The 18,233-nt window shown below is 39.9% G+C and carries 15 protein-coding genes, 1 tRNA gene and 1 pseudogene; 5 read left to right on the forward strand and 12 right to left on the reverse strand.

Translation table 11 applies throughout. The features are described from left to right. Positions 1-55: 55 nt before the first annotated feature. The 5 genes from FD725_RS20855 to menA form a co-directional block, all read right to left on the reverse strand. Positions 56-355 carry a type II toxin-antitoxin system RelE/ParE family toxin gene (locus FD725_RS20855; RefSeq protein WP_179049914.1) on the reverse strand — a complete coding sequence of 100 codons (300 nt, stop codon included), beginning with the start codon at positions 353-355 and terminating at the stop codon, positions 56-58. A gap of 3 nt (positions 356-358) precedes the next feature. After that, on the reverse strand, positions 359-592 hold the full coding sequence (locus FD725_RS20860) for a type II toxin-antitoxin system ParD family antitoxin (protein ID WP_179049915.1): 234 nt from the start codon (positions 590-592) through the stop codon (positions 359-361). A 174-nt stretch (positions 593-766) separates the two neighbouring features. Beyond that, positions 767-2,155: a 2-succinylbenzoate--CoA ligase gene (locus FD725_RS20865; protein WP_179049916.1), complete on the reverse strand. Its 1,389-nt coding sequence runs from the start codon at positions 2,153-2,155 to the stop codon at positions 767-769. Next, complete coding sequence (locus FD725_RS20870; RefSeq protein WP_256871679.1) at positions 2,140-3,192, reverse strand: o-succinylbenzoate synthase; 1,053 nt, start codon at positions 3,190-3,192, stop codon at positions 2,140-2,142. The genes FD725_RS20865 and FD725_RS20870 overlap by 16 nt, the downstream gene beginning before the upstream one ends. Before the next feature lie 58 nt (positions 3,193-3,250). After that, a complete protein-coding gene (menA, locus tag FD725_RS20875) occupies positions 3,251-4,156 on the reverse strand; it encodes a 2-carboxy-1,4-naphthoquinone phytyltransferase (RefSeq protein WP_179049917.1) in 906 nt (301 codons plus the stop codon). A 450-nt stretch (positions 4,157-4,606) separates the two neighbouring features. Here menA and FD725_RS20880 point away from each other — a divergent pair, with 450 nt between their 5' ends. Then, on the forward strand, positions 4,607-6,022 hold the full coding sequence (locus FD725_RS20880; RefSeq protein ID WP_179049918.1) for an isochorismate synthase MenF: 1,416 nt from the start codon (positions 4,607-4,609) through the stop codon (positions 6,020-6,022). Positions 6,023-6,104: 82 nt separating this feature from the next. Here the strand turns inward: FD725_RS20880 and glgA are convergent, their stop codons facing one another. The 3 genes from glgA to FD725_RS20895 form a co-directional block, all read right to left on the reverse strand. Beyond that, positions 6,105-7,583 carry a glycogen synthase GlgA gene (gene glgA, locus FD725_RS20885; protein WP_179049919.1) on the reverse strand — a complete coding sequence of 493 codons (1,479 nt, stop codon included), beginning with the start codon at positions 7,581-7,583 and terminating at the stop codon, positions 6,105-6,107. 157 nt (positions 7,584-7,740) lie between these two features. Then, the gene (locus tag FD725_RS20890) at positions 7,741-9,501 is read right to left on the reverse strand and encodes a radical SAM protein (protein WP_179049920.1); all 1,761 of its coding nucleotides are present in this window, start codon (positions 9,499-9,501) and stop codon (positions 7,741-7,743) included. A gap of 281 nt (positions 9,502-9,782) precedes the next feature. After that, the gene (locus tag FD725_RS20895; RefSeq protein ID WP_256871680.1) at positions 9,783-13,382 is read right to left on the reverse strand and encodes an NB-ARC domain-containing protein; all 3,600 of its coding nucleotides are present in this window, start codon (positions 13,380-13,382) and stop codon (positions 9,783-9,785) included. 451 nt (positions 13,383-13,833) lie between these two features. On the opposite strand from FD725_RS20895, the gene FD725_RS20900 reads away from it, so the two are divergent. The 4 genes from FD725_RS20900 (at position 13,834) to FD725_RS20915 (ending at position 15,768) form a co-directional block, all read left to right on the forward strand. Beyond that, positions 13,834-14,223: a hypothetical protein gene (locus FD725_RS20900; RefSeq protein WP_179049922.1), complete on the forward strand. Its 390-nt coding sequence runs from the start codon at positions 13,834-13,836 to the stop codon at positions 14,221-14,223. A gap of 258 nt (positions 14,224-14,481) precedes the next feature. Next, complete coding sequence (locus FD725_RS20905; RefSeq protein ID WP_256871681.1) at positions 14,482-14,721, forward strand: hypothetical protein; 240 nt, start codon at positions 14,482-14,484, stop codon at positions 14,719-14,721. 94 nt (positions 14,722-14,815) lie between these two features. Beyond that, on the forward strand, positions 14,816-15,025 hold the full coding sequence (locus FD725_RS20910; protein ID WP_179049923.1) for a hypothetical protein: 210 nt from the start codon (positions 14,816-14,818) through the stop codon (positions 15,023-15,025). A gap of 128 nt (positions 15,026-15,153) precedes the next feature. Beyond that, complete coding sequence (locus FD725_RS20915; RefSeq protein WP_179049924.1) at positions 15,154-15,768, forward strand: Uma2 family endonuclease; 615 nt, start codon at positions 15,154-15,156, stop codon at positions 15,766-15,768. A 78-nt stretch (positions 15,769-15,846) separates the two neighbouring features. Here FD725_RS20915 and FD725_RS20920 read toward each other — a convergent pair whose 3' ends face one another. The 4 genes and pseudogenes from FD725_RS20920 to alr form a co-directional block, all read right to left on the reverse strand. Then, on the reverse strand, positions 15,847-16,182 hold the full coding sequence (locus tag FD725_RS20920) for a XisI protein (RefSeq protein ID WP_179049925.1): 336 nt from the start codon (positions 16,180-16,182) through the stop codon (positions 15,847-15,849). Continuing rightward, positions 16,170-16,577: pseudogene (locus FD725_RS20925) on the reverse strand (XisH family protein). The gene FD725_RS20920 and the pseudogene FD725_RS20925 overlap by 13 nt, the downstream one beginning before the upstream one ends. Positions 16,578-16,662: 85 nt before the next feature. Further along, positions 16,663-16,744, reverse strand: a tRNA-Leu gene (locus FD725_RS20930). Between the two features lie 88 nt (positions 16,745-16,832). Continuing rightward, a complete protein-coding gene (alr, locus tag FD725_RS20935) occupies positions 16,833-18,020 on the reverse strand; it encodes an alanine racemase (protein ID WP_179049926.1) in 1,188 nt (395 codons plus the stop codon). Between the last annotated feature and the right edge of the window lie 213 nt (positions 18,021-18,233).

Here is an 18,233-nt window from a genome sequence, read left to right on the forward strand (position 1 = left end):
TGAGATTTTTTCCTGGCTTTAGATCGGCGAGTTAACTTTCAAGAAACACATTTTGTTAGTCTTCATCGAAATGAGACTCTACATCCATACGATCATGTAGAATACGAATAATATCAATCTTTTCATCGGTTTCCCGATAAAAGATCAAGTGTCGTCCGATGTGGTATTTACGATATCCTGGACGAATATCATCGCAAGTACGTCCCTTGTGTGGATCTTGTGCCAACAGATGAAAGCAGTCGTCCAACATAGCAAGATAACGGTTTCTCTGCTCAATTCCCCATGTTTTTTGTGTGTAGCGACCGATTGATAGCAAGTCCTGGGTGGCTAATTCAGTTAGGCGAAATGCTGACATGAGCTATTCACGGTCAAGTTCTGCAAGCAATCCTGAGAGAGAATAGTCAGCAAATTCGCTGTTCTCTCCGTCTGTTAACGCTCGTTGCAAAGCTGCAAGCTTTATTTCTCGCTCTTCCAAAAGGCGTAATCCAGCTCGAATCGCTTCACTCGCGCTGGCAAAACGACCTCTGTCAATCTGACTGGCAATAAACGCTTCAAAATGGTCACCCAAGGTAACACTTGTATTTTTTTGCATACAATTTCCTCCTGTATAATACCAATATATAATATTTTTTGGTATTTAGGTTAGTAGGGTGCTGTCAAAAAACTTCTTTGTGTCTCTGTGGTTAAATAAATCACTTTTTACCACAAATCCACAGTTGCAAAGCATCTTGCAGAGAAGACATAAAGATATATTCACTCTACCAAGTTATTTTTGCAAAAATTCTGTAGCTATTTTTTGTAGCTGTTGCCGATTGATTTTGCCTTGGGGATTACGAGGTAAATTATCTACAGAAATCCAATATTTAGGGATTTTAAATTTACTCAATTTACCAGAAAGTGCGGTTTGCATTGCTGTAACAGATGTATTGATATTTCTGGGAATATAGATTGCTGTTAATGCTTGTCCCCAAGTTTGATCAGGGATACCAATTACACAAACATCAGCCACCATTTGTGTAGCGCGGATGGCTGATTCTACCTCTAGTGGATAGATATTTTCTCCACCACTGATAATTTTATCGCTATTTCTGCCGACAATATTTAAATAACCTTGCTCATCTAAAAAGCCGAAGTCATCTACTGGGAAATAATCTTGATTTTCCCAAATATGGGGATAATAACCAAGGGCTAAAGATTGTGCTTGAATTGTAATGTTACCTATTTGATTGGCTGATAAAACTGCACCTTGTTGATTGCGAATCCTTACTTGGGCATGGGGAAGAATTTGACCACTGTTAATTTTACCATTTAAAAAATCTGCTGGTTTGAGAGTGGCAATTTGAGAAGCAGTTTCTGTCATGCCGTAAGTTGGGGCTAATCGAATGTGATGATACTTGGCTTTTGCTAATAATTCATCCCAAGCTGGCGCGCCTCCTAAGAGTACAGTGTGAAATTGGGATAGCCATATAGTTAATTCTGCATTTTGTAAGAGACGTTGTAGTTGTGTGGGTACTAAAGATATAAAAAAATCTGTGTTATTAATTTGATATTTTTGACCTGATTCTAATGATTTAAATGGCAATATGACAAATTTTCCCCCAGTGGTAAAAGAGCGCATGAATTGCATTAATCCACTGACATGATACAGAGGTAAAACACAAAATGAGTTAACTTTTTGTACCTGAAAATATGTTGTAAATCCTTCTAATGATGCCATGAGAGTTTCCCAAGTATGGATGGCAAACTTAATTTCTCCCGATGAACCACCGGAGGGAATCATGATGGAATGGGTAATGGGTAATGGGTAATGGGTAATGGGTGATTGGTAATTATTTTTATCTGCTATGTGTGATGGGATATTTCCCCAAATAATATCTGGTTGTACTAAATTAAATACTTGATACCATTCTTGTTCACCCCAATCGGGGTTACAGAGAAAGACTGGGCAATTTGCAGCACAGGCGGCGATGAAACTAGCTAAAAATTTAATGGGTTCACGTTCAGCGAGGATGATTTTTGGTGATGTGCCAGAGGCTGATAATTGAGTAAGTTGTAAATATAACTTGCTGGTGATTTGGGGAAATTCACTGCTGTTATCACCAATCAGCCAATCATCATATGTGAGGCGATGGAGGTAGGTTAGGGGTTGTTCCATAAATTTTCCAGCCAGTTTTCATCTTCTGGGGCAAAAAAGTGATTGACACCAAAACCCACAGCCCGGTTGTTGCGAGATAATTCTGCTGCTAATTTGAGGGCAGCCAGTCTAGCGATCGCAGTTTCCAATACAGATGAAAATACCACGTCAATTTCCTGCTGTTGACAAAACTGTCGCAAGCGCGAAGGTGAACCCGCAATCGCTGGTTTAATCACAAACACACCCCGCCAGCCTCTCTCATAACAAGCCACAAGTTGCTGGAGTGTGGCAACAGACTCATCTAAAGCGATCGCTGTCCTATAGGATTTACTTAACGCCAACATCTGCGAAAATTGTTCCACAGGTAATGGTTGTTCAATAAATTCTATTTCTATTGGTAGTTCCTGATTTTTTTGCAAATCATCACAATTTTGTAGCCACGACTTCGCCTCTTCTGCACTCAATCCCCCATTTGCATCTAATCGCAGTTTGGCTGAGGCTGGTAACTTGTGCGTAAGTAAATCAAAAATCTTCATCTCTTGAGTGATATCAGCCACGCCAATTTTCCATTTAAACGTCCGATATCCCTCTTGCCAAAGACTTTGCCATTCACTTAAAGCAGCTTCACCAGTCGGGAGTAAGGCGCTGTATGTGAGAGGGGGGGAGGGGGGGAAAGAATCTAGACAAGTATTCTCCCCTTTTCCCCTTGTCTCCTTGTCTCCTTGTCCCCTTGTCCCCAATTCTTCCCAGGCTGTTTCAAAACCAAATTGACACGCTGGTAAACTATCAGGAATAGAAAAAATTGTGTCTGCTGTAATTTTTGTTGGTAACTGGCGACAAAAATCTAAAGCTTGTGCTAAAGTTTCGGAACCAAACCAACTAATCGGCGCAATTTCTCCCCAACCAACTCTACCAGTCGCATCACGAAGACGGAGAATTATTGCTTCGCGCATATCCCAAGTACCATGATTGGTAACTAGCGATCGCAAAAATTTTCGGGCAATAAGACGAAATGTAAATTCGTAATTCGTAATTCTTAATTCGTAATTAGGACACACAATCAATAAGTACTCGATGAATTACACAGATTTTCTCCCATTACCCATTACCTATTGATCAAAAACCTGCAATTACAAACCCTAAACCTATTAATAAGCAACTCCAAAAATGCACCGCAACAGCGATGAATTTACAATTGCTAACTTTTTCTGGCTGGTTGTGATTTTGTTGGACGTGGCGACAGAGTTTAAAGGCGTAGGGTAGACTGAGGAAACTTAGCAATGTCCAGATGGGGAAAAATCCTAACAGCACAAACAGCAAGGTGAAGGGATAAATGCTGGCTGTAAACCAAATCAAGACTTTTGCACCGTTGGTTGTACCTAAGCGCACAATAGGCGATCGCTTACCGGCGACTATGTCATCATCAACTTGGTGGAAGTGTGAGCAAAATAAAATCAAACTGGTGACTACACCGACGATAACGGAGGCTGCTAAACTCGTGATTGACCAAGTTTGAGTTTGGCTGTAATATGCCGCACTTACCCCCAAAGGGCCGAAGGCGAAAAAGCAGAGAATTTCCCCTAAACCTTGGTATCCTAGACGAAATGGGGGGCCTTGGTAAATGTAGCCTAAAGCGCAGCACCCCAGAATTATAGCGATTACCGTGGGATCTTGTTGCCAAATAGCGATCGCCAATATTCCCAGCAACCCGGAAATTAAACACAGGTTTCCTAACCAAAATACTAAAGTCTTCTTCCCAGTTAAATTTACCAGCGAATGATGTTTATTGATATCAATGCCTGTTTCTGAATCAAAGACATCGTTACTGATGTTTTCCCATGCCAAAATCAAAATTGCGGCAGCAACAAAAGTAGCAAATATTGCTGTGTTAAAAACTTGATTTTCCGCAAAGGCAATTGCTGTTCCCACCCAAATTGGCATGATGGCAACGCTGTACATGGGTGGTTTAATTGCTGCCATCCATAACTTACTTTGAGGACGAGAAATTTGCTTGGTAGTCATCAGTTGTGGTAAGTAATTCAAAATTTAATGTGCAAAAGAAAATTACTTCTAGCGGGGAGCATCCCACTTTTTTTCTATGTCATTGCGAGAGAAGCGAAGCAATCGCAAAGTCTCTGGGATTGCTTCGCTTTGCTCGCAATGACTTTTATTATTCTGTTAAAAAGTAAAAACTAGGATGCACCCCTTCTAGCGAGATTCTGAGGAATTATCAAGATGCAACTTGAATGTAGTTTTGTATTGACCGTAACTAATTAATCTCCTATTGACGACTTTTATATTTTCCATTTTTAAGTCAAAATTAGCTATAGCTTGTCGTTGTTTGAGAACGCCAAGAACAAAGCTAACCCCACTCTGGTGAAATGGTGACGGAATATGTTACCTGTAGAAATACGACCATGATTAATTACACTTTGGAAGATAACTTAAAAAAAATTTACTATTCCTAGATCCATGACAGTTTCACCATGTCGTCGTCACGTCTTTGTAGAACACCAAGACCTCTACCAATTTTTGTTATCAGTGCAAGAAAATTGCCTCAAGCATCATTGTAGGCAGATTGTGAGCATCTCTCACGAAATTGATCTGGTAGATCCTCTAACCGTATTAGATAAATTAACGCAAGCAAATGAAATAAATTTTTACTTTGAGAACAGAGGTAAAGGGGAGGCGATCGCTGCCATTGATGCTGTGGCAAAATTACAAATTAGTGGACAAGACCGTTTTTCTCAAGCCGAATCTTTTATTAAATCTAATTTAAAAAATATAATTAATTTTAGTAACACAAAAGCATCTTTTACTGGCGCTCACTTTTTTTGTTACTTCAGCTTTTTTCCGGAAAATCACCAACTAGATTATCCATTTCCCTCAGCAACAGTTTTTCTCCCACGTTGGCAAATAGCTGTCAAAAATCAACGCTGTGTTTTAGTCATGAATACAGTCATCAATGCCAGCGTTAATATGCAAATATTATTACAAAGCTTACATAATAAAATAGAGGTTATTACCTCTCTCAAATCTTCTCTATCCCATCTTGATTATTTTCCTGCCAATCTCAGGAAAAAATCTGTCAATAATGGTCAACATTTTCAGCAATCAGTGGCATCCGCACTCAAGAAAATTCAGTCTAGTGAACTTAGCAAAATAGTCTTAGCAGATGTCTTAGATGTGAGTTCCAACCAGAATTTTAACTTATTTAACTCATTGAACAATCTCCGCAAAATTCATCCTAACTGTTACGTATTTTCCACCAGCAACGGCAAAGGACAAAACTTTATTGGTGCAAGTCCCGAAAGATTAATTAGCATTCACAATCAACAGTTAATTACTGATGCCTTAGCAGGTTCAGCACCACGAGGCAAAACACCTGCCGAAGATGCAGCAAATGCCAATCGCTTGTTAAATAGTCAAAAAGAAAGACATGAACATTTACTAGTCATGGATTTCATTACACAACGCCTCACCCAACTAGGTTTATTACCCCAAGTCTTAGCACCCAGATTGCGCCAACTATCTAATATCCAACATTTATGGACACCAATTAACGCCATAGTTCCAGCTGATGTTCATCCCTTAAAAATTGTCGCCCAACTACATCCCACACCCGCCGTTGCTGGTGCAGCCAGAGACATAGCCTGTGAAGAAATCCGCCGCTACGAGAAGTTTGAGAGGGGCTTATATGCTGCGCCTCTCGGTTGGATAGACTCTCAAGGCAACTGTGAATTTATCGTCGGGATTCGTTCAGCTCTTATAGATGGCGATCGCGCTAGACTTTATGCAGGTGCTGGTATCGTCGCCGGTTCTGATCCTCAAAAAGAATTTGCCGAAGTCCAACTCAAACTTCAAGCATTGTTAAAAGCACTAGTGTGAACAGAGAAAACCCCTCTGTGCCTCCGTGCCTCTGTGGTAAAAACACAAAGACACAAAGACACAATGAGTATCTATTTGCAGCCTACCACTTGTACTTAATCCAGTCGTAAATATCTAAATATTCTCCTCCTGGATGATTCCATGAGTAGTCATATCTCATCCCCTGAATAGCTAATTGTTGAAACTCTTCTGGAGATTGATACCACAAATCAATTGCCCGATTCATAGCTGATTCTAAAGCTTGATGATCAGATTGATAGAACACATAACCATTGCGTTCTTCTGGTGGTAAATTTTGGTCATAATCTCGATCAAAGACTGTATTTACCAAGCCACCAACACCACGCACAATGGGAACAGTGCCGTATTTTAACCCAATCATTTGTGTTAACCCACAAGGTTCGTAATTACTGGGGACAACAATCATATCTGCCCCAGCATAAATCAAGTGAGATAATTCTTCATTAAAACCGAGTTCTAAATGTACATCAGGATGGCTATTTAAAAATTGTTTTTCATGGCGGAAATGAGCATTAATTCCTGGTTCTGTAGCAGAACCCAGTAATACAAATTGCGCGCCTTTATTCAGAGCATGATAAATGGCGTGATGGACAAGATGCACACCTTTTTGATGATCTAATCGACCGATGTAAGCAATGATTGGTTTATCAGTAGCTTGCAGCATCAGCCGTTCGCGTAAAGCTTTTTTGTTATATAGTTTTTGTTCAAAATCATCTTGGCTGTAGTTATAAGGTATGTGAGTATCGATTTCTGCATTCCAAAAATCGTAATCAATACCGTTGAGAACCCCACGGAATTTATCTTTATGCAAGTACAGAGTATGTCCTAAACCACAACCAACATCAGTATATTGAGCTTCTAAAGCATGGTTGGGTGAAACTGTAGTCACAGCATTGGCGTAAACAATTCCCCCTTTCATATAATTTAAAGCAAAGGGGTTAAAGTCATCTCGCAGCTTATCAATTTGGAAGTAATAATCCTCTCGATTTAAACCTGTAGCCCAGAGAGTTTTCGCACCACCAATTCCTTGATGCTTAAAGTTGTGGATGGTGTAGCAAACTCGTTGAGTATCCATGCCATGATATTTATAAATTTCATACAGCATCACAGGAATTAAGCCTGTTTGCCAGTCATGACAATGGATGATATCGGGGCGCTTATTGCTTTGATGGAGAAACTCTAAAGCGGCTTTGCTAAAGAAAGCAAAGCGCATATCATCATCATCACAACCGTAGTAACAACCCCGATTAAAGAAATTATCCTGAGAATGGGGTTCAATAAAGAAACACACCCGTCCATGTACCCAACCACAGTACACAGAACAGTGAATCGCTGCACCATACCAGGGAACCCACAGGTTTAAGAAAGCCTCATGTAGCCCCCAGATATGGTCATAGCGCATACAATCATACTTGGGCAGAATCAGCTCGACACAATGTCCCCGCGTTTCTAATTCTCGACTCAACCCGTAGACAACATCCCCCAAACCACCTGCTTTAATGACAGGGGCGCATTCCGAGGCAATCTGTACAATGTACATCCGTAACCCTCGCTTTACAAAAGTTCATCTTTACTATACTAATCCGTACAAGAAAGATGTACTCATTGACAAGCAGCTTATGGAGTGATATTGAACATTTTCTGCCCAAAACCTTGATTTAACGAACCTTAATTCAAGATTTCTTAACTTTACTGAATTAGATTTGGGCAAAATCTTCTAGGGGGGCGATCGCATATCTTCCCATTTCATCCCTAGAAATTAAACCCAAAGCTTGTAAATCTTTGTCAATAAATAACTTAGTCGCTTTACCGCCTGCGTCAATTTTGGCGTTAATTAACTGCACAGCATAGCAAATTGTCTCGTAAACCCGTTGGGGATTTATCGCTGTGGTAATAGGCTGATATCTACCTACAGACTCACACAGTCGGTAAACCCCATGTTCTACAGACTGGGGATAGCCGTAATGTTGAACAGCCCTTGGTAAAAAGTAGCCGGCGGTGATAGGTTGTTCACCACAGGGGCGTACACAGGAATAACTGTCATGGCTAGGGGTATCAGCTGCCAAACTTCCAGGCATAAATCGCAGGATATTAAAGTTTAAAAAATCAGGATGACACTCTTCTAAACCAAAACGAATGGCACTCATATCATCTGCTAAAGTTGTCGGTTCATAACCTAATATTTTGGTTTTATCAGCATTCAGCTTGGCTTTGGGCAATCCCAAAATTAAAAAATAGCTGCTAGGTAAACCAGCTTTATTCATATCTTGAAAGACTTTTTTAATCTTGTCTGGATAATCAAAGGCTTGCTTGATTTGACTAGCAACAGAACCATTAAATTTATGACTAGCTAAAGAAACCTCTGGTAAAGTATGCTCAACCCCAAAAAACAGATAAACACAGTTATGTTCTACCAAGTAGCACATCTGTTCGTAATCAATTTTATCAATTCTCGTATTTGAACCCCAAACAAACCCTTCTTGTTTGAGAATCTCTGCTTCTCGCCTAGCTGCTGTTTCATGAACGGTAAAAGTATCCACATCTAAATAAACAGCTTCATAACCCCGCCATTTTAAATGTCTCAACTGCCTACGGAAAGATGTTTCACTTAATCTGACAACATGATTACTTTCCTGACTTTTATTACAGAAACCACATCCCCAAGGACATCCCCTTTGAGTAAAAAGCTGGGCTGTTTTGAGTTGTTTTCCATCCTGGTTTTTAAAAATATCCATATCATGAATTTTAGGGATATGAATCAAACCTAAGTTTTGATCAATATCATCAAAATTATTCACCCTAGGGGCAACAGAACGATGAAAATTAGTTCGTTGATGATGGCGATAAAAATCTCCATTTTTATCAACAAAACACAATCCTGGTAAGTGCTGCATATCTTGATAGAAAGTACCTTTGGCAACAGCATGAGCAATTTCCACAATGGACTCCTCACCCTCACCATCACAAAAAGCTGTAATCCAAGGTGTAATTAAGGCAATATCTTCCACACTTTTAGTAGCATAACCACCAACTAAAATTGGCACATTTTGTCTACCATATTTTTTCAGTTCGGCAGCTATTTTTTGACTATGTTCGTCAATTTCTGCCCATTGGTTAGTCATACAACCAGCAAAAACAACTAAATCAGCATTTCTCACTGCTGATAAAACATCATGAATAGTTAAATCAGAACGTTCTAAATCTAGTTGTACAACTCGCTGAAATCCAGCATTAACTAAACTAGAAGTTAAGACAGGTAGCGCTTTGTTAGCACCATTAAATGTTCGATGTTTAATGTATTCACCAATCAGAACTATTTTTAATAACTTAAAACTGTTCTCTATTGGTTGTAATTTTGCGATTGGTAGAGCTAAAAGCTTCTTTGTATCTACCATGTCTTGTAAAAAACCTAAAAAATTTAAAGATTGATTTTGCCGATTAATTATTGATGAAAACACTATTCAACACCTACATTTATGAATATTTTTGTGGTGGTGATGCACATTGGGATTGGTCAATGGTCAATAGTCATTGGTCATTGGTCAACAGTTAAAATTATTTTCCCCTTGTCCCCTTCCTTGTCTCTCACTCCCTCACTCCCTCCCTCACTCAGCATTATTAAGTCCATAAATGAACAAAGAACCAAAAATCCACAGTTAGATTCATATATCTTTTGAGGTATTTGCTAGCCAAAATGCCGTTGTCAATGTATCTTAAATAATTTGTTGGTTGGCATTAGTCAACTTGCTTCAATTGCACCCAACCTTTTTAAGGAAGCTTTCTCTGCATCTGTGATACCTGTAACGCCTGTGATGTCTAGGTTTTCATACAGGCGATCGCATTTTAGTGGTTGCAAACGTCTACAAGTTTGTACATCCCAAAGCTGGATTTTTTCGTCTTCGCTACCGCTAGCAAGTAACTTGCTATCAGGACTAAAAGCTATAGTCCGAATTGCGGCGGTATGTCCGCGCTTCAGAGGGTCTAAACAAACACCTGTGCTGACTTGCCAAAATATAACGGTGGTATCAGCGCTACCACTGGCTAAAATCTGCCCATTGGGACTAAAGGCGACGGAGTAAATGGGTTTAGTGTGTTCTTGGAAGACATGGACACATTCACCTGTGCTGAGATCCCAGAGTCTGACGGTTTTGTCTTCGCTACCACTGGCTAAGTATTTGCCATCAGGACTGAATGCTACTGACCAAATCATATCTTGATGTTCTTTGAGCGTTTGCATACATTCGCCGCTAGACACATCCCAAAGTTTAATTTCACTGTCAGCGCTACCACTGGCTAAAGTTTTACCATCAGGACTAAAAGCGACTGTCCACACCCAATGGCTATGTCCAGACAATTTTTGTAGACAATCACCAGTGATCATATCCCACAAGCGAATCGTCCGGTCTTCGCTGCTGCTGGCGAGGGTGCTACCATCAGGACTGAATACCACAGTCCATACCCAATTTGTATGTCCTGTGAGTGTCTGGATACATTTACCGTGGCGAATGTCTGTGATATCCCAGAGTTTGATGGTATTGTCTGCGCTACCACTAGCCAGTATGGGTTCACGGGGATGAAAGGCGACAGAACGAATACGTCCTTGGTGTCCCCGTAAGGGGTAGTATTCCGTCGAGTCTAAGTTCCATAGTCCGATGGTATAGTCATCTCGACCACTAGCGAGGACTTTGCCATCAGGGCTAAAAGCCACAGAATAAACATCACGGGTGTAACCTTGGAGAACATTTAAACAATCACCTGTAGCCACATCCCACAATCTCGCAGTTTGATCATCACTACAGCTAATTAAAGTATTGCCATCAGAACTGAAAGCGATCGCCCATACTTGGCTATGATGTTCTTGCAAGGTATACACACAATCACCGCGTTGGATATCCCACAATTTAATTGTCCTGTCTTCACCGCCACTAGCCAGAAGATTACCAAAAGGGTGAAAGCGAACGGAATAGACTTTTTTACTATGTCCCTCAAAAACTTGTTGACATTTACCTGTAGTTATATTCCACACTCTCACAGTGCTATCTTCACTGCTACTTGCTATAGTTCGTCCATCTGGACTAAAGCTGATAGAGTAAACATCCTTATTGTGACCTTTAAGAGTTTTTAAACACTCACCCGTAGAAATATCCCACAGTTTGATAGTCCTATCAGCGCCACTACTAGCAAGTAACAAAGCTGTATTATTAGCATCGGGACTAAAGGTTACTGACCATACCCAGTCATCATGACCACGGAGGGTTTTCTGACACTTTCCTGTAGTTACGTCCCACAGTTTAATTGTTTCGTCTTCACTTGCACTAGCTAAGAGGTTTCCATCAGCACTGAAAGCGACTGAATAAACTTTATTAGTATGTTCTTCTAACGTTTGCAGACACTCACCTGTCTGGACATCCCAGAGTTTGACAGTGTAATCTGCACTACCACTAGCTAAGATTTTACTGTCTGGGCTAAAGGCAAAAGCCCATACCCAAGCAGTATGAGCTTTATAAATGCGGATTTGCTTGGTATCTGAGGTACGCCATAGGCGAATTTCGCCATTGCTTAAACCAGTGGCAAAATATTTACCATCAGGACTAAATCTTACAGATATCACACTAGACATGGTTTCCGTAAACAGAGAACCTTTTAAGTCAGCATGAGCAAAGCTGGTATCCTCTAATTTCACATCCTGGAAATCAGCTTGCCAAATAGTCAGTCCAGAAAAATCACGCCCGCTTAAATCGATATCGCCATGATTAGGAAACTTATTTACTTGCAATTGCCGCAAGAGATTAATCAAATTACCAGCAGCATAACCTTTTTTGGTCAGAGGCTCCTGCTGTAAACTCACCAGCATTCGCCGTAAATGTGATTCTAGTTCTGTGCCAAAAATAGCTAGTAGCTTTTGTTTGACTGGTTCTAAGATTAATCTGGCTTGCGTATGGCGGATATAATCAAGCGATCGCACCTTCATCAACGGATAGATATTGATAAAATCGATTTTTTTTTTCTGGCTAATTTCCTCCAATGCGTTTTCAACTAAGCGTTCAGTCACATATTCCATCACCACAGACTGCAAACCAAATTTACTACTATTTCCTTCCTTTTCAATTAGCGATCGCCGTAATAAAGACTCTAAAACTTCGAGAATTTTGCTAGCTGATTCTGTCGTCATCAAGTCTTTCTTTATTTCCCCAAAGGAAACATACTTACGATTAGTCGCTAGCCAATACATCACTTGTTGTTCTAACTTTGACAAGCGATTAAATTGCTGTTCTAAAAGTTTACGAAAATCCCCATACACAGCACCTTCTTGTTGAATTTGCTTTAAAAACTCCTCAATATTATTACCAAACAAGTCATAAACTGTAGTGGCAACTATCTTTAAGGCTAAAGGGTTACCAGAGTAGCGGTTGACTAATTCCTCTAACTGTTCATCAGTAAATAAACAGCCTTTATCCAGCAAAATTTCTCTAGCTTCGTCCACATCCAAACTAGAAAGCTGTAACACCTTCACAGGCAGATTTTTCCCTTCTAGGGCTGCTACTTCTTTCGGCTTTTCTCGACTCGTTAGCAATAAACAACTGTCGTGGGCTGCTTCGGCAACTTTTTTAAATAAATAGCCGTAGTTTTCATAACCTGATTGATATTCACCTGCCCATTCTTGAGTTTTGCCCTCCCCACTGCGAAATATAGATTCCACATTATCTAAAATGATTAAACATCGGTTTTTTCTTAAAGCATCTATCAGCCGTACTATTTTGTTGTTATCACTATCTGTTAAATCTGGTTCTTGATCATTGGGTAAAAATCTTAAAAGTTGTGTCAGAATATCTCCTAGAGGTGGAGCATTGCGGAGCGATCGCCAAATCAAGTAATCAAACTTTTCTTGAATTTTTTGAGCAACCATTGCCGCTAATACAGTCTTACCAATGCCCCCCATCCCTAACACCGCAACTAAGCGACAGGGATTAACAGTATCAGTAATTATCCATTGTTCCAACTCCGCACTTTCAACTTTTCGTCCCCGAAAACCTCCGACATCAACAGCTTCACCCCAGTCTTCCCTCGGCGATGAGAAATTTTTCTGACTGCTTTGGTACTTGGTATATAACCTTTGCTTCAGATTGTTAATCTTTTTGTTACCGCTACCGTCTATCCCTAATTTGCGATAACTTTCTCCTAACCTTTTTCTCACCGCAGGTTGCGAAATCTCTAGCTTGTCAGCAATTTCAGCACCAGAGTAATCATTTAACGCCAACAGTAAAGCATCAAGTTCTGTTTTTGTTACACCATGTTTAGTGGCTATATCTGTGATGAAATCTTCAGGCAGCTGAGACATATCAACAGCGCTCATCATTTAATCCTGGCTCCACACAATATATTCAATTATCAGTATGTGAGATATTTTCTTATAACACGAGCCATAAGTGTGGAAAAGGGTATTTATACATACTTCATGGTAAACACACAATTTCCCCAGTTAATCTTTAACCGTGCCACTCAGTTCTTATTTCCCTCTCACACAAGAGAAATAAAATTTTTGACTAAAATCAGTCATTACAACTTTTTGTATAATAACGTACTAAAAACTTAAGTTTAGTATAGCTCTGTGATATATAAGTATATCAAAAATACACTATTTTTAATCAAATACATCTTTTGTAAAAAAATATGCTCAAAAAGCACTTGCCAATTTTTAACGATATGTTTATCATTATACCTAAGCTATCTATATGTGAGATAAATAGATAGGTGTAAATCTCAACAGTCAACCTCACGGAGCGACTAATATGAACAGCTTCTCACGATTACCAGCATTTATCAGGGGTTCCAACACTATCAGAATGCAACTAACGATAGAAAGTAAACCCTGGGAAGCCTCACCGCTACTAAAACTCAACGACAAAAACAAGCAAGATATTTTGCCCTCACAATCTTACTCAGTTGAGTTACCACCAGTTTTTTCGCACATGAACTTTCTATTGATTGAGTCATTATCAGAAACTCAACACGGAGAGTTTATTACTCGCAGCAAACATGGTAGATACGAAACCTTCGTAGAACTGAGTGGACATATTAGTCACCGTTACAGTTTGACTCCCCAAGAGGTTGCACAAATCCAAACAACTTACGAGCAAATTTTAGAAATGTGGATAGCTTGGCGATTATCTCACAGGTAGTTGAGGGGTGTGAGAGAGTGCTGTTAGCGGTAGCGGGGCGATGCAGCCCGTGCTGAGTGCTGAGTAGAGAGTCAGAAGTCGGAGAGTACTGACCAATGACTATTGACTATTGACTATTGACCAATGACTAATCAAAACTGAATATCCGAAATTTCTGAAACATTTGGCTTTCGATAAATGAGAAGTTTACAAGCCGGTAGTGTGATTCAACACTCACCGGCTTTTTGCTTAGGTTGATTCAATACAGGAGGAATAACCATGAAATCTAATTTCAACAACAAGCAAAATCCACTGTTGGTTTGGTTTGGTAGAGGATTTAAATATTTTTCGCTGATGCTAGTTGGTTTAGCGATCGCTTTTGTTGTCTCTCACGCTTTTGGCATAGTCGTCATCCTAGCACTTTTGCGATCGCCTGATACCTGGACATGGATTGGCAGATTGGCTATCTCACTATTTTGCCTGTTTGCTATGGCGATGATATTTGAGTCTTGGCGTTAATTCTCACACTTGCATTTGCTGATGAAACTGAATTTATCTGCCTTTGGCTTACTTCAACTCAGCTAAAGGCTTCACACTACTAGGAGGCGAGGTTATGACACACAACAACAAAGACTGCAATCCAGAAATACTCTCACCCATGTTAATCATCTTAATTGCTGGGTCGATATCGTTGGCGATCGTCAACAAAGATAACCATCCAGCATATTTCGACATCGTGAAAATAGCAATGGCTTACAGCTTCGGCTCACACAAATCTCATAAAAAATCTGAGCCAAGTAATAATCAAGATAATGCCGATTAAGATGAATTAACTAACTGGGGAATATGGGGACTGGTTTTTACTCAGTGCTAGCGATAGGTAAAACTCGTCCCGCCCAATCAGAAATTGTCAAGTTTTTGATAAAGTAAAACATATATAGAGGTAAGATTATGACCCAATCTTTGCCAAAACTACTCACATTTGCTGAATTTAGTGAATGGTATCCCAATGATGGTAAACGCTATGAATTGCACAATGGAGTAATTGTTGAAATGCCACCCCCAACCGGAGGACATGAAAAAGTTATTGCTTTTTTGTCTCGTAAATTAACCGTGGAGTTTGATCGTCTTAACTTACCCTACGGAATTCCCAAAACCGCGTTAGTTAAAACTCCTACTGCTGAATCTGCTTATTCACCCGATGTATTGTTATTAAACCTTAACAACCTTAGCAATGAACCGCTTTTTCAAAAGCAGTCAACAGTCAGCCAAGCTGCATCAGTTCCTTTGGTAGTTGAAGTTGTATCAACTAATTGGCGCGACGATTACTATGACAAGCTGAGAAACTATGAGGAAATGGGTATTCCTGAATATTGGATTGCGGATTATGCTGCATTGGGTGCAAGAAAGTTTATTGGCAATCCTAAACAGCCTACTATTTTTATCTGCGAATTAGTTGATGGTGAATATCAAATGACACCGTTTCAAGGTAATAGCGTGATTTCATCACCTACTTTTCCCCAACTAAATTTAACCGCACAGCAAATTTTTGATGCAGCTAACTAACCTACATTTTAACAGAGTAATTATGGGGACTTGTTTTTGCTCAGTGCTAGTGGTAAGTAAAACTTGTCTCTCCCAATCCTAACTCACTGCGTATTCTGTAAACTGCCTCATAAATGGTGAATGAAATCCAATCACAATATCTTGCTTGAGTACACCATATTTGCTTAATTCCTCTGCAATATCAATTTCTGTACCATTGTATTGCAGCCAAATTTTACCATTTTTAATATCTAGGTGCAGCACACAACCATAAACACGATGTTGATTGTCCCAACCGACATTAACCAATTGATAATGATTATGTTCTGTGTCAAAAATCATTTGTCTTTCTACATCATCTCTAGTTGATGCTTTATTAACATAATCTGCAATCAGCTTTTTGATAATTTCTTGATACTGAACTATCTTATCCATTGTTCGATTACTTTCCGTTGTGGTTCGTAAATCAGCAACTTTATATTTTTAGATTGAATTACAATTTGAATCAGTTCCAGTTTAAAAAATGTTTCATAAGTGATACTAGGAACAGCTAAATATAGTTTACGTTCTGGTTGCTGTTCGATAGTTAATAAACTGCCCTAATGCTGTGTGGTGTGGAACTCAGAAATGGCTGAACTTCCTATAAAACTTTTCACTTCTACAGCAATTTTTTTCCCCTCTCTCTCCGCCGCAATTATTTTTTCCGCACCTAAATCAATATAAATTTCAACACTGCCATAATCTAGATAAATTGGATCATCGGTAATTAACCATCCATCTTTTTCTAGAGCCAGTTTGACTGCATTATGAAAAAAATCTTTAGCAGGCATCTTGCGACATGAGAGAAGACCTATATGCAATATAGCTTCAGAATGACTTACATTCTTGAAGCTATGTTCATTTTATTTTAATTTATGCGGATGAAAGGACTTGAACCTTCACTCCTCTCGGAACTAGAACCTAAATCTAGCGCGTCTGCCAATTCCGCCACATCCGCTTAATGCGACTATCCTAGTATAACAGATATTCTCAAGAAATGGGGAATGGAAAAGCGAATTAATTACCAACACCCCATACCTGCTTAATTACATCACACCGACACGGGGCAGACGATGCTTAAAGCCACAGAGAATTTCCCAAGAAATTGTATTTAATTTTTCTGCCCAATCATCAGCAGAGATTTTTTCCTGGCCTTGCTCACCCAATAGAGTAACAATTTCCCCTTCTTGGATATCTGGGACAGAACTCGCATCCACCATCAACTGATCCATTGTAATTGCCCCGATTTGTGGCACGCGCTGACCCCTAATCAATACCTGCATCTTGTTGGACAGATTACGTGGTACACCATCGGCGTAACCAATACCGACAACAGCAAGGCGCATTTCTTGAGGAGCTATAAATTGATGTCCGTAACTCACACCAGTACCGGCAGCAATAGTTTTGATGTGGGTAACTCGTGCTTGCACTTGCAGAACGGGTTTGAGGTCGATGCTATTTTGCAGATGCGGGGCTGGATAGAGTCCGTAAACAGCTAATCCCACACGTACCATATCGTAATGTAGTTGGGGATTGGTGAGGGTGGCAGCAGAATTAGCCAAGTGTAGGCTAGGAATTTTGATACCTAATGATTTAATTTGGGCGATCGCTTCCTCAAATCTCCTGTGTTGTTCTGTCATAATTGACGGGTCTGGACTATCGGCTGTAGCCAGGTGAGAGTAAACGCTGGCAATATGCAAATTAGGTAAACGATCTACCAACTGCACAAATTCCCCTGCTTGTTGCCAATTAGTACCTAACCTCGACATACCCGTATCTAACTTAATGTGTACAGGTAAAGAAGAACCAAATTGAATATTTTCTAAAGTATTGGAAAATATTAAAGCCTGTTTGGGACTGCCAATAGTCGGTTGGAGTTGCCATTGAGCGATCGCTTGAATTTGCTCTGGTGTATGGGCAGCCCCTAAAATCAAAATTGGTGCTTTTATTCCCCCCTCCCGCAATTGAATACCTTCGGGAACTGTCGCAACTCCTAACCAACTAGCCCCTGATTGTAAAGCCGTTTGGGCAACTGTCACCGCACCATGACCATAAGCATCAGCCTTGACGACTGCCATCAACTGAGTACGTGGTGATAAAAATTGTTTTAATTGTCGAACATTGTGTGACAACGCCTCTAAATCAATTTCCACCCAGGCACGTTGAGAGAACCAAGCATAAGTATCGCCCTGTTCTTGAGAAGCCATGCTTGAAGCCAGCTTGCGACTTAACATTTTCACTTCCTCCTGTCACACCACTGATCAGTTTATTAGTCAATAGTCATTAGTCAATAGTCATTAGTCAATAGTCAGTGGTCATTAGCATTTCTTCTTCTCCCTCACTCCCCCACTCCCTCACTCGCCTCTAAATACTTGCGAACGTATAATTTATTCTCATCTCTCAGGAAGAGTAGATTTGTGTTAATATATGTAAAACTAATACCTTGA

Origin of the sequence: Nostoc sp. TCL26-01 (assembly GCF_013393945.1) — a bacterium.
Classification (GTDB): Bacteria; Cyanobacteriota; Cyanobacteriia; order Cyanobacteriales; family Nostocaceae; genus Trichormus.